15 protein-coding genes are annotated in these 16,260 nt (G+C 41.9%); 5 read left to right on the forward strand and 10 right to left on the reverse strand.

What is annotated here, in order from left to right:
* The first annotated feature begins 12 nt into the window (after nt 1-12).
* The 3 genes from murQ (at nt 13) to ACWU4D_RS13695 (ending at nt 3,246) form a co-directional block, all read left to right on the forward strand.
* Nucleotides 13-930 carry an N-acetylmuramic acid 6-phosphate etherase gene (murQ, locus tag ACWU4D_RS13685; protein WP_456052001.1) on the forward strand — a complete coding sequence of 306 codons (918 nt, stop codon included), beginning with the start codon at nt 13-15 and terminating at the stop codon, nt 928-930.
* Nucleotides 931-1,129: 199 nt separating this feature from the next.
* Entirely contained in the window at nt 1,130-2,608 is a 1,479-nt protein-coding gene (locus ACWU4D_RS13690) for a carbon starvation CstA family protein (protein WP_456052002.1), read from the forward strand.
* A gap of 128 nt (nt 2,609-2,736) precedes the next feature.
* Nucleotides 2,737-3,246, forward strand: coding sequence for a cytochrome b/b6 domain-containing protein (locus ACWU4D_RS13695; RefSeq protein ID WP_456052003.1), 510 nt, complete (start codon nt 2,737-2,739; stop codon nt 3,244-3,246).
* 91 nt (nt 3,247-3,337) lie between these two features.
* Here ACWU4D_RS13695 and ispH read toward each other — a convergent pair whose 3' ends face one another.
* The 6 genes from ispH to murJ form a co-directional block, all read right to left on the reverse strand.
* Entirely contained in the window at nt 3,338-4,300 is a 963-nt protein-coding gene (ispH, locus tag ACWU4D_RS13700) for a 4-hydroxy-3-methylbut-2-enyl diphosphate reductase (RefSeq protein WP_456052004.1), read from the reverse strand.
* Between the two features lie 42 nt (nt 4,301-4,342).
* Nucleotides 4,343-4,774, reverse strand: a complete 432-nt coding sequence (gene fkpB, locus ACWU4D_RS13705; RefSeq protein ID WP_456052005.1) for an FKBP-type peptidyl-prolyl cis-trans isomerase — start codon at nt 4,772-4,774, stop codon at nt 4,343-4,345.
* 114 nt (nt 4,775-4,888) lie between these two features.
* Nucleotides 4,889-5,401: a signal peptidase II gene (lspA, locus tag ACWU4D_RS13710; protein ID WP_456052006.1), complete on the reverse strand. Its 513-nt coding sequence runs from the start codon at nt 5,399-5,401 to the stop codon at nt 4,889-4,891.
* Nucleotides 5,402-5,406: 5 nt separating this feature from the next.
* On the reverse strand, nt 5,407-8,253 hold the full coding sequence (gene ileS / locus ACWU4D_RS13715; RefSeq protein WP_456052007.1) for an isoleucine--tRNA ligase: 2,847 nt from the start codon (nt 8,251-8,253) through the stop codon (nt 5,407-5,409).
* Nucleotides 8,254-8,314: 61 nt separating this feature from the next.
* A complete protein-coding gene (gene ribF / locus ACWU4D_RS13720) occupies nt 8,315-9,250 on the reverse strand; it encodes a bifunctional riboflavin kinase/FAD synthetase (RefSeq protein ID WP_456052008.1) in 936 nt (311 codons plus the stop codon).
* A 71-nt stretch (nt 9,251-9,321) separates the two neighbouring features.
* Nucleotides 9,322-10,884 (reverse strand): murein biosynthesis integral membrane protein MurJ, encoded by a 1,563-nt coding sequence (gene murJ, locus ACWU4D_RS13725; protein WP_456052009.1) that lies wholly within the window; start codon nt 10,882-10,884, stop codon nt 9,322-9,324.
* A 271-nt stretch (nt 10,885-11,155) separates the two neighbouring features.
* Between murJ and rpsT the strand changes: the two genes are divergently transcribed.
* Nucleotides 11,156-11,416 carry a 30S ribosomal protein S20 gene (gene rpsT / locus ACWU4D_RS13730; protein WP_456052010.1) on the forward strand — a complete coding sequence of 87 codons (261 nt, stop codon included), beginning with the start codon at nt 11,156-11,158 and terminating at the stop codon, nt 11,414-11,416.
* Nucleotides 11,417-11,518: 102 nt separating this feature from the next.
* Here the strand turns inward: rpsT and ACWU4D_RS13735 are convergent, their stop codons facing one another.
* Together ACWU4D_RS13735 and nhaR are read right to left on the reverse strand one after the other, a co-directional pair.
* Nucleotides 11,519-11,830 (reverse strand): ArsR/SmtB family transcription factor, encoded by a 312-nt coding sequence (locus ACWU4D_RS13735; RefSeq protein ID WP_456052011.1) that lies wholly within the window; start codon nt 11,828-11,830, stop codon nt 11,519-11,521.
* 173 nt (nt 11,831-12,003) lie between these two features.
* Nucleotides 12,004-12,894, reverse strand: a complete 891-nt coding sequence (gene nhaR / locus ACWU4D_RS13740) for a transcriptional activator NhaR (protein WP_456052012.1) — start codon at nt 12,892-12,894, stop codon at nt 12,004-12,006.
* A gap of 361 nt (nt 12,895-13,255) precedes the next feature.
* On the opposite strand from nhaR, the gene ACWU4D_RS13745 reads away from it, so the two are divergent.
* Nucleotides 13,256-14,401, forward strand: coding sequence for a Na/Pi symporter (locus tag ACWU4D_RS13745; protein WP_456052087.1), 1,146 nt, complete (start codon nt 13,256-13,258; stop codon nt 14,399-14,401).
* An 82-nt stretch (nt 14,402-14,483) separates the two neighbouring features.
* On the opposite strand, the gene ACWU4D_RS13750 is transcribed toward ACWU4D_RS13745, so the two are convergent.
* Both ACWU4D_RS13750 and lgt read right to left on the reverse strand, forming a co-directional pair.
* Nucleotides 14,484-15,335, reverse strand: coding sequence for a thymidylate synthase (locus tag ACWU4D_RS13750; protein ID WP_456052013.1), 852 nt, complete (start codon nt 15,333-15,335; stop codon nt 14,484-14,486).
* Nucleotides 15,336-15,355: 20 nt separating this feature from the next.
* Nucleotides 15,356-16,159 carry a prolipoprotein diacylglyceryl transferase gene (gene lgt, locus ACWU4D_RS13755; RefSeq protein WP_456052014.1) on the reverse strand — a complete coding sequence of 268 codons (804 nt, stop codon included), beginning with the start codon at nt 16,157-16,159 and terminating at the stop codon, nt 15,356-15,358.
* Nucleotides 16,160-16,260: the final 101 nt, after the last annotated feature.

A 16,260-nucleotide genomic window follows, 5' to 3' on the forward strand; every position in this document is an offset into this window, starting at 1 on the left:
TTGAGAATAACCATGGCCGACGACACACTACTTTCTACCTTATCTCAACTCGTATCCGAAGGGAGAAATCCTGACACCATGGATATTGATTTACTCCCGACGCTCGCTTTGGTCGAAAAACTAAATCAACAAGACAAACTCGTGCCTTTAGCCGTAGAAAAAGAACTGCCCAACATCGCGACAGCGGTTGACCATATCACTCAAGCATTTAAAAAGGGTGGCCGCTTAATTTACCTTGGAGCGGGAACCAGTGGGCGATTAGGTGTTCTTGATGCCTCAGAATGCCCGCCAACCTTTGGCGTAAGCGATGAGATGGTAATGGGGTTAATTGCCGGTGGTAAATCTGCGATGTTTAAAGCCCAAGAAGGCGCAGAAGACTCAAGCGATCTCGGAGAAAACGATCTTCGTAGTATTAATTTTTCACAGAACGACATTGCGGTTGGTATTGCCGCAAGTGGACGTACCCCTTATGTCATTGGCGCATTAGATTATGCCAATCAACTCGGCGCGACCACTATCGCGCTATCTTGTAATCCAGACTCTCCGATTGCGAATATGGCAACCATTGCCATTTCACCGATTGTGGGACCTGAAGCGCTAACAGGATCAACTCGATTAAAGTCAGGAACCGCTCAAAAACTGGTGCTGAATATGCTCACTACCGCCAGTATGATCCGCCTCGGCAAGAGCTATCAAAACCTTATGGTCGATGTAAAAGCCACCAACGAAAAATTAGTTGCTCGAGCAATCAGAATTGTCATGCAAGCCACCGACTGCGACAAAACAACGGCAGAACATTTGCTCAATCAAAGTAACAACAATGCCAAAGTAGCAATACTGATGCAGTTGACTGGTTTTGATTATCAACAAGCTGTTTCTCAATTAGAAAAAAATGAAGGTGTTCTACGTCACGCTTCTCAACCCAAGTAGCGCCTTTGCCACCATTGATATCCGTCAATTAAGCACACAATGCTTAATTGACAAACCACTTAATTACTCCAAAGACCACTTATTTTAATATTCGACCACTTACCTCAATAGCTAATGTTTCTATTTCATCAAAGCGATATTGTGCAATCTGACCTTGATTACACTCTACACAAAATTACAAAAATAGAAGGAACATCCTATGCTATGGTTCTTAACTTGTATGGCCGCCCTCCTAGGTGGCTATTACCTTTACGGAAGCTTTGTCGAAAAAGTATTTGGTATCAATCATAAACGCACCACTCCTGCTCACAGCATGGAAGATGGCGTTGATTATGTGCCTATGTCAACTCCCAAAGTTTATCTCGTACAATTACTCAACATCGCAGGTGTTGGCCCAATTTTTGGCCCAATCATGGGTGCACTATACGGTCCTGCTGCAATGTTGTGGATTGTCCTCGGTTGTATCTTTGCCGGCGCAACCCATGACTATTTCTCAGGAATGCTATCGGTCAGAAATGGTGGTGCTTCCGTCCCTACTTTAACTGGGCGTTACCTAGGCAATGGCGCAAAACATTTCATGAACATCTTTGCCATTATCCTTCTGCTTCTAGTTGGTGTTGTATTCGTATCAGCTCCAGCAGGTATGTTAACCAAACTGGTTAATGATCAATTCAATCTTGGTATTGGTTCAATTGTAATGGTGCTGGGGATCTTCGCTTACTACATCATTGCGACTATCGTTCCCGTCGATAAAATCATCGGTCGCCTATATCCATTCTTTGGTGCTCTGCTGATCTTTATGTCAGTTGGACTCATGACCGCAATTGGCTTCTCTGACCAACATACAGTTCTTGGTGGATTTGAAGTTTCTGATATGTTCAGCAACATGAACCCTAATGACATGCCTTTATGGCCTGGCCTATTTATCACCATCGCATGTGGTGCTATCTCTGGGTTCCACGCAACTCAGTCTCCAATGATGGCTCGTTGTATGGAAAATGAAAGCAATGGTCGCTTCGTATTCTACGGTGCGATGATTGGCGAAGGTATGATTGCACTTATCTGGTGTACAATCGCTCTATCGTTCTTCGGTACGCTTGAAGGCCTACAAGAAGCCATTAAAGCAGGTGGCCCTGGTAATGTTGTTTACTCTGCATCATTTGGCTTACTTGGTGTATTCGGTGGTATCCTTGCATTCCTTGGTGTGGTTATCCTTCCAATTACCTCTGGCGATACCGCGTTCCGCTCTAGCCGCTTGATTCTTGCTGAATACTTCAACATGAAGCAAAAAACACTAGTAAGTCGCTTAATGATGGCCGCACCACTATTTGTTATCGGTGCAGTACTAACGCAAGTTGACTTTGGGATAATCTGGCGCTACTTCGGATTTGCCAACCAAAGTACAGCTGTTGTCATGCTATGGACTGCAAGTGCCTACTTGATTCGTCACAATAAGTTCCACTGGATTACAACGATACCTGCTATGTTCATGAATACAGTCGTTCTTAGCTTTATCTTAAGCAGCTCGAAGCTTGGCTTTGGTCTACCAATGCAAATATCAACTGTCCTAGGTTTCTTAGGCGCTATTGCAATGTTTGCCTTTGTTATCAAAAAAGCGAAACAAACTGACGGTGTCGATCTATCAGACGCAGAACCCGCAACTCCGAGTAAAGTATAAGTTTATATAACAACATTGATCATTTGGGCTCAGAAATGAGCCCTTTTTTATTGTCTACAACTCAACTTGACTTTAGCCTCACAAAAACGCAAGTTATCTCCATTACTGAATCGAATATGGAGTAGACAATGACGAAAGGCTTTCAATGGGATTGGGTAGTCAAAATCACACACTGGTCAGTGGCAATACTATTTATTGCTAACTTTTACTTCACAGACGAAGGTGGTGATATTCATATCTGGTGTGGCTATGGCATTCTCGGTTTGGTGGGACTTCGTTTACTTTGGGGATTAGTAACCCATTCCCCTGCACGCCTATCGTCCTTTTTTCCTTCTCCTTTTTCAGCATTAAAACACTTAAAAGAAGTCCTAAAAACTCGAAAAGACGATCATGAAGGACACAATCCCGCTGGAGCCATAATGATTTGGGCTATGTGGTTAGGTCTACTTACCACGGGAACATCTGGGTGGATGATGGAAACGGATATGTTCTGGGCCGAGATTTGGGTCGAGGAATTACACGAAACGGCGGCAAACGTAACGTTTACTTGTGTCTGCATTCATGTATCAGCTGTCATATTAATGAGCTTTTTGACCGGCAATCGGTATATCCAAACGATTTCACCGTTTAAAAAATAAAAAGTCCAATTAGAACACTGACTAATCGGACTTAACATTTAAACGTTAGAATTCACAACTTTATAGCCGCATAATTAGCGGCGATGAAGTTCTATTCAACCTGTTTAATCTGAAGCTCTTTAGGCACTTCAAAGAACATATTTTCTTCTCGACCAAGCACTTCTTCAATATCAGTAGCTCCAAGATCTTGAATTCTAGCCAATATTTGATTCACAAGTTCCTCTGGTGCAGAGGCTCCAGCAGTGACACCGACCAAGGTTTTATTATCAAACCAATTTGCTTCAATGTCTTCTGGACAATCAATAAGGTAGCTCGATGTACCCAGCTTTTCCGATAACTCTTTTAGCCGTGTTGAGTTGGATGAGTTTTTAGATCCAACGACAATCATCACATCAACTTGATTCGCTAAAATACGTACCGCATCTTGACGGTTTTGCGTCGCATAACAAATATCATCTTTCCGGGGACCTTGGATATTAGGAAAGACCTTACGTAGCTCATTAATAACATCAGAAGTTTCATCGACAGAGAGCGTTGTCTGGCTGACGTAATGTAAATTATTAGGATCTTTCACTTTATCCAATAGATTCACAACATCACTAGGGTATTCCACCAAATACATTCCGCCTTGGTCACTTGAGTACTGCCCCATCGTGCCTTCAACCTCAGGGTGTCCTGCATGCCCGATCAATACAACTTCCATATGGCGACGACTTGCTCGAGCGACTTCCATATGCACTTTTGTTACCAAAGGACACGTTGCATCAAAAACCGTTAAGTCACGATCTTTCGCCTCATTACGTACTTTTTGTGATACCCCGTGTGCCGAGAAGATCACAATATTATCGTCGGGTACATCACTAATATTTTCGACAAAAACGGCACCACGCTGTTTTAGGCCTTCAACAACAAATCGGTTGTGAACCACTTCGTGGCGAACATAAATCGGCGGTTGATACATTTCTAACGCTCGCTCGACGATGCTAATAGCACGGTCAACACCGGCACAAAAGCCACGCGGGTTAGCGAGTAAAATTTTCATATTATTGCTCATACTAATTAATCTGCCGATATTTCAGTTTGTTAAAAGTGTTGTTTATTGTACAGATAAAATCTCTACATCAAAGATTACATCTTGCCCCGCCAAAGGATGATTGAAGTCCACCTTAACTGACTCACCTTCAATCGACGTAATAATTCCAGGAATTTCAACCCCGTCAGCTCCCGTAAAAGCCATGATGGTTCCGACTTCAACAGCAGCATCACCGACAAATTTTGATTTATCCATATAGTGAATCGCATCAGGGTTAGGCTGGCCAAACGCATCATCCGCTTTTAGCTCAATAGCTTGAGCATCACCTTCTTTTAGTCCAAGCAAGCTCTGCTCAAAGTTGGGACTAAGGCTTCCGTCACCCATAACAAACACCGCAGGCTTGTCCATATTGCGGGTTGAATCCGCCACCGAACCATCTTTAAGTTTGATGGAGAAATGAAGTGTTACAGTCGAATTTTGAGTAATACTGGTCACAGAAGTGCTCCAAAATAGTCATAAAAAGTAAAAGCGATATAGATATATCCCTTTATGACAAAAAGCGCCACCTGAATCAACAGACAGCGCTTGTGGTTATTCATATTAGTGAACTTAACTCACTCTTTTATCGTCAGTGCTCTTGGTGCGAAAACCGTCCAAAATCAACATTCCAGCGCCAATACAAATCGCACTATCTGCCAAATTGAATGCAGCAAAGTGGTAGCTTCCCCAATAAAAATCGAGGTAGTCGACGACAAAACCATGAACGATTCGGTCAAATACATTGCCGACAGCACCACCAATCACTAAGGCGTAAGCACAATTACTCCACTTTTCAGCAGCCGATTGTTTGCCCATCCAAAACATCAGCATAGCAACGACAAAAAACGCAATCGAACTAAACAACCAACGTTGCCATCCGCCTTGATCACTGAGAAAGCTAAAGGCTGCTCCGTGATTATGAACATACAACAAATTGAAAAATGAGGTCACTTCAATTCGATTTGCCCAGCCATACCCCATCTTATCCATCACCAGTAATTTAATACCAATATCAGCAATAAAAATAAGGAGCGCTAACCAAAGCCAACGCAATCCAGATTGTTTAATGTCGTTCATACTCATGCTAGTTACGCAAACTGACGAGTTTCGCCTTCACCAGTAACATTAGTTACACAGCGGCCACAGATTTGCTCGTGTCCTGCAATGGTGCCAACATCATCGGTATGGTGCCAACAACGCTCACACTTCGCAGCAGACGTAGGCGTCACTTCAACAAATAAACCTTCAACTTCAGTTTCATTTGCAGAGTCACTTTTCTCACTCAGAGGTTTCACAAGCGCTTTTGAGGTTAATAATACAAAGCGTAGCTCATCTTGAAGTTGGTTCAGTTGAGTCGCTAAAGCATCATTTACATAAAGCGTTACTTCTGCCTGTAAAGAGCCACCAATGACTTTCTCGCTTCGAGCGACTTCAAGTAACTTATTCACCGCATTACGGACTTGCTGAGTTTGTGCCCAAAAGTCATTGTTTAATGCTTCTTCTGCGGACAAAGCAAACAGCTCTTCATACCATTCTGACGCAAATACAAATTGACCACGGCTCTCACCTGAAGGCAGTGTTTGCGGCATTTCATTCCAAATTTCATCGGAAGTAAACGACATAATCGGAGCCATCCAACGAACCAACGCTTCGACGATATAATAGAGCGCTGTCTGACAACTACGTTGCGCGTGGCTACCTTGCTTCGCGGTGTATTGACGGTCTTTAATCACGTCAAGATAGAAAGAGCCCATTTCTACTGAACAGAACTGCATTAAGCGCTGAACAACAGCATGCGTGTTGTATTCATCGAATGACTTAACAATATCTTGTTGCGCTGAGAACGCTTGACCTACAGCCCAACGGTCTAGAGCCACCATATCTTCTGGGGCAACCATGTCTGTTTGTGGATTAAACCCATTAAGGTTCGCTAAGAAAAAGCGAGCAGTATTACGGATACGACGATAAGCATCTGCACTGCGTTTTAAGATCTCATCAGATACAGCAACTTCACCGGTATAGTCAGTTGATGCAACCCACAAACGAAGAATATCTGCACCCAGTTTGTTAGTGACATCTTTCGGTGAAACCACGTTACCCACAGACTTAGACATCTTACGACCTTGGCCGTCAACCACGAAACCATGAGTCAATACTTGGTTGTAAGGGGCTTTACCTTTCATCGCAATCGAAGAAATCAATGACGATTGGAACCAACCACGGTGTTGATCCGATCCTTCTAAATACATATCTGCGGCATTGCCGTTAAATTCTGGACGACTATCAACAACTGAGTAATGAGTCACACCCGAATCAAACCATACATCTAAAGTATCGAGTACTTTTTCATACTGCTCGGCATCTTCAGCACCTAATAGCTCAGCAGGCTCAACATCCCACCACGCTTGAATGCCTTTTTCTTCAACCAATAGTGCAACTTTCTCGATAAGCTCGAGTGACTTAGGGTGAAGGTCAGAAGTTTCTTTATGAACAAATAATGCAATTGGAACACCCCAAGTACGTTGGCGTGAAATACACCACTCTGGGCGCCCTTCAATCATACCCTCGATGCGGCTTTGACCCCACTCAGGGATCCATTGAACACTTTTAATCGATTCAAGAGCCTTTGCACGAAGGCCCGCTTGTTCCATAGAAACAAACCATTGAGGTGTTGCTCGGAAGATAATTGGGCTTTTATGACGCCAGCAATGTGGGTAGCTGTGGGTGTAATCAACATGATGCAATAATGCGCCTTTCTCTTTCAGTAAATCGACTACATTGGCATTCGCTTTAAAGACATGTTGCCCAGCAAAAATCTCTGTATCTGAAAGATAAACACCATTAGAGCCCACTGGGTTCGCAACTTCTAAACCGTATTTTTGGCCTACAATAAAGTCTTCTTGACCATGTCCAGGAGCAGTGTGAACCACACCAGTACCCGAGTCAGTCGTTACGTGATCGCCTAATACAGCAGGAACTGAGAAATCATAAAATGGATGTTGGAACTGACTAAGCTCTAAATCAACACCAGTTGCAAAACCAAGCTTCTCAAACTCTTCAATTCCAGCACGCGATACAACATCATCAACTAATTCACTAGCAACAATAATTCGCTCTGGGTTGTCTCCTTTCACTTGCAAAAGAACATACTCTAAGTCTTCACGTAAACAAACAGCGCGGTTTGCAGGAAGAGTCCAAGGCGTTGTGGTCCAGATAATAATAGAGATATCGCCTTGACCTTGCTCAGAGCCACATTCAAATTTGGCTAGCAATGCAGCTTCATCAGCGGCCTTAAAACGTACATCAATCGAAGGAGATACTTTGTCTTGATATTCAACTTCAGCTTCCGCTAGTGCCGAACCACAATCGGTACACCAATGAACAGGTTTAAACCCTTTAAGTAAATGACCGTTATCGGCAATCTTACCTAAGGCACGAATAATGTTTGCCTCGGTACCAAAATCCATCGTGCGGTATGGCTTATCCCACTCACCAAGAATACCAAGGCGCTTAAAGCTTTCGCGCTGACCATCAACTTGAGTTTGAGCGTAAGTACGACATTTCTCGCGAAATTCCGCAGCAGTTACTTTCTTTCCAGGTTTCCCTACTTTCTTTTCTACCATCAACTCAATAGGTAAACCATGACAATCCCAACCTGGTACATAAGGTGCATCGTAGCCAGCTAGGGTTTTTGATTTAATAATAATGTCTTTAAGAATCTTATTTAGCGCATGGCCAATATGAATATCGCCATTTGCATAAGGAGGACCATCATGCAAAATAAAAGATTTTTTGCCTTTTTTAGCTGCACGAATTGCACCGTATAAATCTTGCTCGTACCAACGTTTAAGCATTTCTGGTTCGCGGTTCGCCAGATTGCCACGCATTGGAAACCCTGTTTCAGGTAGGTTCAGGGTATCTTTATACTCACTCATTGATTCTTAATTCCGTAAATGTGGGCGGAGTTAAACATGATGCTAAGTAGCAGTAATGCACTTAACCGTTATGCTCGAGCAGCCACACCCTTGCTGCTTGTGCATCAAATTCGATTTGTTGTTTTAAAGCGTCAAATGATTCAAACTTTCGTTCATCACGCAGCTTATGCAGCAATATGACTTCGAGCTGTTTTCCGTACAAATTTTCTGAAACGTCGAACAAATGTACTTCAAGCTGCCGTCGCATGCCATTCACTGTTGGGCGTTGACCAATATTCGCTACACCATCAACAACGGACTGTCCTAATCCCTTAACTTGCACAACGTAAACACCAGAAACGGGAGACACGCATCGCTTCATTGGAATATTTGCGGTTGGAAAACCAATGGTTCGTCCTAACTTTCGCCCATGTGAAACGCGACCAGAGATACTATAGTCTCGTCCCAGCATCTCAGCAGCTCGTTGTAATTGGTCATTTGCTAATGCTTCTCGAATCAAAGTACTACTGACTCGCTTGGACTCTACACAAAAACTTTGCGTACTTACCACATCAAAGCCTAACTCTTTACCGATTCGCTGTAATAATGCGAAATCACCACGCCGCTCTCGACCAAAACAGAAGTCGTCACCGATAACAAGAAACTTAACACCCAATTGTCTTACCAACAAGTCACGAATAAAGGCTTCTGGTTCAACATTTGCAAATTGATAATCAAAACCAACACACAGCATTCGGTCGATATTCAACTTACTTAACTGAACAAACTTGTCACGTAACTTAGTTAACCGTGCTGGGGATTTTTCTTTTGCAAAAAACTCCATCGGTTGTGGTTCAAACGTCATTACAACAGACGACAACCCAAGTTGCTCAGCTTTTTCTGATACTTGCGCCAATACTCGCTGATGCCCTAAATGAACACCATCGAAATTTCCGATCGTCAAAACACAGCCATAATGCTGTGCTTGAATGTTATGAGTACCGCGGATCAGTTCCATGAAATTAGCTTATAACCTGTCACTTCGTATCTATCATTCGATAAAACCGCAGGATTATATACCAATCCCGTTTAATCTGTCGCGGCTTTTAAGTGCTTTGGTCGAATTCCGAGCAAGAGAAGCATAACAATATATGAAAATGCCCCGATAACAATCAGTAAAAACAAATGTCCACTGCGACTTAATTGATCCCACGTAGTCCATACCGATATATCGTCTAGACAATACCACACAATGCTACTCATGATGATGCCCGCCAAAATCACTCTTATAATAAAGAACACTGAGGAGCGACATAAACGATATACATTGGTTAAATGCAATCCTCGATACAAAAGAGCCATATTAATAAAAGCAGAAAGCGACGTTGCGATGGCTAAACCAATATACCCATAGAACCAAGCAAAAATAGCGTTGAAAACCATATTGGAAACCATGGCAATTATGCCATATTTAACAGGCGTTTTCGTATCTTGTCGCGAGTAATACCCCGGTGCCAATACTTTAATTAACATGAAATTAGTTAAACCTGCACCATAGGCAAGTAATGACAATGAAGCCTGATTAACATCATGTACCCCAAACTCCCCTCGCATAAACAACACCATGATCATTGGCTTCGCTAATACCATTAAACCAAACATGGCAGGAATACCAAGTACACACACCATTCGAACGCCCCAATCCATGGTGTGAGAAAAACCATCATTCTGTGCATCAACATGTTTTCGAGAAAGAGCGGGCAAAATAACAGTTGCGATGGCGATACCAAAAATACCCAATGGAAATTCCAGTAGCCGATCAGAATAATAAAGCCAGCTAATAGAGCCAGTTTCGAGAAAGCTCGCAATAAAGGTATCGAGCAGCAAGTTTATCTGACTTACTGATACGCCAAACAAAGCCGGAATCATCAACGTCCGTATTTTTACCACGCCGGGATCACGCCAGCCCCACTTTGGTTTAACCAACACTCCTTGACGCCACAAAAAAGGCAGTTGAAAGAAGAACTGCACCATTCCGCCCAAAAATACGCCAAGTGCTAGCCCAAGTTCTCGTTGCTCTAAGTTGGGCGCGATAAACCAAGCACACCCAATGATCATGACGTTCAGAAATACGGGCGTAAACGATGACACTGCAAACTGACCCAATGTATTAAGAATTGCCCCTGATAACGCAACAAAGGTAATAAACCATAAATAAGGGAAGGTAATTTTTAATAACAAACTCGCAAGTTCAAACTTTTCAGCACTTGGACCACCATTCAGCCAATCAATAAACCACCCAGCGCCGAATAACGCGGTAACAACACCAGAAAATAGAACCCCTAATAAGGTCACTATGGTGACAATTCCGCCCAAGGTTCCAGAGACCTTTGCGATTAAATCATTGGTTTTTTCCTTATCACCTTGAGCATGATATTCAGTTAAAACAGGTACGAATGCTTGAGAAAATGCGCCTTCGGCAAACAAGCGGCGTAAGAAGTTTGGAATCTTATTGGCAAAAAAGAACACATCTGCACTTGTTCCCGCTCCCATTAAATTCGCGATAACAATGTCACGCACCAATCCCAAAACTCGTGAAACCAAGGTCATAGCACTTACTACTATGCCTGACTTAAGCAGTCGTTTACTCACCGCAACCTCAATATAAAAAGTAGAGAAACACACCCGCCTCCATCCTAAAAAGGTAAGATAATAAATATCTAGGGATAGGAGCGGATAAGTATTAGCATTAAAAAAAAAATACTGTTAGAATCCCCGCCATCTTAACCGCGAAGAGCTGCTATACCAAAATTTTGTTTCTGGTAGAGTGGTTTTTGCACAAATCATTTGACATTCGAGTGCAAATAAGGGATATTTCGTGCCCTTAAAATGTCACCGAACTAAGTTTTTGGGAGTTAAACCCTTGGCAAATAGTAAATCTGCTAAGAAGCGCGCCATACAAGCTGAGAAACGTCGCCAGCACAATGCTAGCCGTCGTTCAATGATGCGCACTTACATGAAAAAAACTGTTGCTGCTATTGAAGCAGGCGACAAAGAAGCTGCAACTGCTGCATTGGCTGCTGTTACACCGATTTTAGACCGCTTAGCGACTAAAGGTCTTGTTCATAAGAACAAAACTGCACGTCATAAAGCTCGCTTCGTAGCTGCAATCAAAGCGCTTTAATTTAGCTTTGTTTTATACTTATAAAGTATAAATAAATAAAAACCGGCTTTTGCCGGTTTTTTTGTTTCTAGCTTATTTAAATCAATCAAACATTCAGTTTAGTCAGACAACATCTTCTTCGGTTTGACAATATAAACGATGCAATAGCTCTATCATCTCTTTCACTTCTCCGCTTTTCAATGAATAGAAAACGGTTTGTGCCTCTTTACGAGTCGATACAAGGTTATCACGCCTTAGCCAAGCCAAATGCTGTGATAGCGCTGACTGACTTAACTCAAGTTTTGAACACAGTTCTCCTACAGACAATTCATGCCCAAGAAGAATACAGAGAATTTGCAATCGGCGTTCATTTGCCATTGCCTTCAGTAACACTACAGCTTGAGCTGAATTCTTTTCCATCTCATGAAGATTCATAAAATGATTCCTCGATAAATAATCGCGTTCAAAATATATTCTCGATAGTTTAATCAATAATGCTTATCACTTCCAGTCTAGCACAGCAAAATAAAGTTAACGAAAACGCTATAAACAGCTGAAGTTGTAAAGTTACACTAACATCACACATTATTTTTATTAACAATTATAGCTTATGCAAATAACCCTTGATAATCCGCTTGGCAAATACACTTCACCGAAGGGTGTTGAATCATTCGTTCAGCAAAAATCACATAGTATTCTTCTTGCAAGGCTTCTATTGTCGTAATAAAGGTCATCGGCAGATCCTGCTTTACTTCAACACGGTATGCATTCGGTGCAAGAAAAAGAGCATCTGGCTGATATCTGGCAAAAGCCTGAAGTAGAGCGACATCATCAAACTCACCTAAAATATCCGGTGTATAACCTTGTTGGTCAAACCATTGCTGTACGTTACGCCCCATCGCAGTTCTACTTCCAGGCACTAATAACTTGCGCTCAGCAAGCAACTTGGATAAATCACAATCCTCGACCTCTCCAAAAGAGAATAAACTCATCTGACACTCTCCGATCTTACGACTATACAAACCCGGGCTTTGTGCTGAATCAACAGGGCAATCAGAAATAATAATATCCAGTTGATGTTGAGATAACTGTTCTAATAGCAGTTCATGAGTAGACTCAAAACAACGCAAATGTATTTTTTCATCTTCGGGTATCGCATGAAGTAAGATCTTACTGACCAACCTTTTAGAAAGTGCATCAGCGACTCCCACGTCAAAGAGAATATTTGAACGCTGACTATAGTTAACAATATCAAGCATCTCATAACTTAAACCAAACATTCGATCTGCATACTTATAGACCAGTTGTCCTAACTCACTTGGTTCTATCTTTCGTCCATTGCGTTTAGTTAATTTCCCACCCATTCGCTCTTCAAAGGCTTTAACCTGCCCAGTCACGGTTTGAGGTGTCAAAAATAAAGCATCCGCTGCTTTGGTTACTGAGCCCTGTTTGCACACCATCCAAAAATAATAAAGGTGGTTGTAATTAAGATGAGCCATCTAAAACACTCCTGACTATAAATGCTTTCTCACAAACAAGAAAAACATGACAACATTGACATATATGACAACAAATAACTCGAAAATATCGTACTAATCTACAAAAAAACACGGTTATTACGAAGTTTATTATTACATTGATTTCATTTAACTTTCTAATATCATTCAATTTTCCATAAAAGACTAGTGATAATAATTAAATAAAAAACCAATAAAATCATAAACTTAAATTAAAACCAAGTTAACTTTAATAAATATTAAAATTAGAGAGGCGACTGTAATATTACTGAAACATTCAACTTCTATTATCCGCGAAGATTAAACAACAGGTCTCGATTAAACGACCCCGGAGAAATTGATGATGAACCAAGCAACGACGACAATACCGTCAGAATCAACAGGGAAACTGATGTTTCGCTGGATCAACTTGGCGTTCATGCTTTACCTTCTGCTTTTAGCTGTTGGTATGATAGGAAGTGGCTTTAAATGGGCAACGGCTGATCAAGCCAAAGTACTGTTCGAATTCGCATCGCATCCTATTGCTGGTCTTATGATTGGTTTAGTCGCGACAGCGCTTATTCAATCATCAAGTACGGTTACCTCGATTATTGTAGGACTTGTTGCAGGTGGCTTACCTGTTGAATTGGCGATTCCTATGATTATGGGAGCAAACATCGGCACGACGGTGACCAATACACTCGTTAGCCTTGGTCACGTTCGCTGTAATACTGAATTTAAGCGAGCATTTGCCAGTGCAACCATTCACGATTTTTTCAATGTCCTAGCCGTAGTGATCTTCCTTCCATTGGAAATGGCGTTTGGACTGTTAGAAAAAATCTCTCATTGGCTTGTTTCCCCGCTACTTGCCACCGGCGATATGAGCATGAAAGGTTTAAACTTTATCAAACCTATAACCAGTCCTGTGATTTCCGCGGTTAAAACCCCTCTTAGCAGCTTTGGCGATACTGTGGGAGGTATTCTCCTAATTGCTGCCGGTATCATAACCATCTTTATCGCCATTACATTCATGGGGAAACTGATGAAGAAGTTAATGGTAGGCCGCGCAAGGGATATTCTAAAAGGTGCAATTGGCCGAGGCCCACTGCACGGTATTCTATCGGGTTCAGTTGTCACTGTATTGGTTCAATCCTCTTCAACAACAACCAGTCTTATGGTTCCTCTGGTAGGGTCTGGCGTACTAAAAGTAAAAGAAGTCTATCCTTTTACTCTTGGGGCCAATATTGGAACATGTATCACTGCTCTACTTGCTGCAACCGCAGTATCAGGCGAATTTGCGGTATTTGCACTCCAGATTGCATTGGTCCACCTTGCGTTTAATATTTTAGCGACACTGTTTATTTACGGTATTCCATTTTTACGTAACCTACCGTTACAAGGTGCTGAAAAAATCTCTGAGTTAGCAATTAAAAACAAGTCAGTTGTTGCCATATATTTAGTGTCTCTATTTTTCATTATCCCAGGCGCTATCCTTGCGATATCTGTGTAAAGTCTTGCCATAATAGAAAGAAACAAAAATGCCGAGCATCTTCATGCTCGGCATTTCTATTTTTTACGTTACTGAAGAATCATTAAACTGAAAATGGATACCGAATAGCATCGTGACATTCGTAGCCTTCAACTTCAAAGTCATCCAATGTGACCCAAGTTTCCAAGTCTTCTAAAGTCTTAACGTTAGGGTTAATCTTAAAAGTAGGCGCAGCTAATGGTGTACGCTTGAGCTGAACATCACGCATCAGTTCTAACTGATCTTCGTATATGTGTGCATTCACTATTTTATGATAAGCCTTTCCAGGTTTGTTACCCGTTATCTGAGCCATAATAGCCAAAAATGCATAAACCTGAACCATATTAAAATTTAGCCCTAAAGGCACATCACAGGACCTTTGAGTGCTATTTAGATATAGAGTATCACCTAATAATGAAAAGTGGTGGCTATACATGCATGGACGTAAACACCCCATATGAAACTCACCAGGGTTGTAGAAGTTTAGAATTTCTCCACGGTCATCAACACCACGGCTCAAATCATCAACAATTTTACGCAGTTGATCGATATGCCCGCCATCAGGTTTTGCCCAGGATCGCCCTTGAACGCCATATACACGCCCCATATCATCTTCACCTTTACGGTAAGAATTATCTAACCAAGCTTGATTATCGTTGGCGTTAGCATTCCAAGTTGGGGTGCCTAGGGCTCTAAAATCTGCCGCACTGTCATAGCCACGAATATACCCCAAAAGCTCAGCAACGGCTGACTTCCAAAAACTCTTTCTCGTCGTTACCAATGGAAATTGCCCATTCTCCACATCATAAGTTAGATCAGCATTAACAACGGTTAAACAACGTTTACCTGTTCGCTCATTTTCAATCCAAATGCCATCGTCAACGATACGCTGACAAAGTTCTAAATACTGTTTCACAATCGTTCCTCAGGATAACGTTATTGAGTGATATTACGGCGGTATTTATAAGACCAAACCACCAAAAGCAAACCAGGGATAATCATAGGCAATGAGAGGATTTGCCCCATTGAAATAATATCGCCATACAGACCTAACTGAGCATCCGGCTCACGGAAATATTCTATGATAAAACGGAAAAATCCATAGCCTAACAAAAACAAGCCAGATACTGAGCCTACAGGCCTTGGTTTACGAATAAACCAATTAAGGATAAAGAAGAGAACAACGCCCTCTAAAGCAAATTCATACAGTTGAGATGGATGACGAGGTAACTCGCCAGCATTTGGAAATACGAAAGCCCACGGAACATCTGTGGTTCTGCCCCAAAGTTCGCCATTCATAAAATTGCCCAATCGGCCCAGACCTAACCCAAAAGGAACAAGTGGAGCAACAAAGTCAGCGACAGCAAAAAAGCGACGCTGCTGTCGATGCGCATACCAGAACATCGCCGTTATAACCCCGACCAACCCTCCATGGAATGACATCCCACCGCTCCAAACCTTAAACAAATAAAGTGGATCTTGAATGAAGTAATCAAAGTTATACACCAAGACATATCCGACTCGTCCACCAACAACCACACCGATGAAACACGCAAATAGTAAATCGGAAACCTGTTCCTTGGTCCAGCCACTATTGGGTTTTGATGCTCGTCGGTTAGCCAGCCAATTTGCAAAAAGGAAACCTAACAAATACATCAAACCATACCAATGGATGGCTATTGGGCCAATAGCAATAGCAACAGGGTCAATTTCAGGAAACGGTAAATATTCTTGCGACATAAAATTCAAACTTACTCAATAATTATGGGGATTTAACTAGGACAGTTATTGCGCCAACACGTTCAGTACTATAAGGCATATTGCATTATGCCTTAAATTTA

The sequence above is a fragment of the Vibrio phycocola genome (assembly GCF_053850235.1).

Excerpts from the sequence above, each read along its gene's own strand:
- murQ (WP_456052001.1), top strand. The coding sequence starts at position 13 with ATGGCCGACGACACACTACTTTCTACCTTATCTCAACTCGTATCCGAA.
- ACWU4D_RS13690 (WP_456052002.1), top strand. The coding sequence starts at position 1,130 with ATGCTATGGTTCTTAACTTGTATGGCCGCCCTCCTAGGTGGCTATTAC.
- ACWU4D_RS13695 (WP_456052003.1), top strand. The coding sequence starts at position 2,737 with ATGACGAAAGGCTTTCAATGGGATTGGGTAGTCAAAATCACACACTGG.
- ispH (WP_456052004.1), bottom strand. The coding sequence starts at position 4,300 with ATGAGCAATAATATGAAAATTTTACTCGCTAACCCGCGTGGCTTTTGT.
- lspA (WP_456052006.1), bottom strand. The coding sequence starts at position 5,401 with ATGAGTATGAACGACATTAAACAATCTGGATTGCGTTGGCTTTGGTTA.
- ileS (WP_456052007.1), bottom strand. The coding sequence starts at position 8,253 with ATGAGTGAGTATAAAGATACCCTGAACCTACCTGAAACAGGGTTTCCA.
- ribF (WP_456052008.1), bottom strand. The coding sequence starts at position 9,250 with ATGGAACTGATCCGCGGTACTCATAACATTCAAGCACAGCATTATGGC.
- ACWU4D_RS13735 (WP_456052011.1), bottom strand. The coding sequence starts at position 11,830 with ATGAATCTTCATGAGATGGAAAAGAATTCAGCTCAAGCTGTAGTGTTA.
- nhaR (WP_456052012.1), bottom strand. The coding sequence starts at position 12,894 with ATGGCTCATCTTAATTACAACCACCTTTATTATTTTTGGATGGTGTGC.
- ACWU4D_RS13745 (WP_456052087.1), top strand. The coding sequence starts at position 13,256 with ATGAACCAAGCAACGACGACAATACCGTCAGAATCAACAGGGAAACTG.
- lgt (WP_456052014.1), bottom strand. The coding sequence starts at position 16,159 with ATGTCGCAAGAATATTTACCGTTTCCTGAAATTGACCCTGTTGCTATT.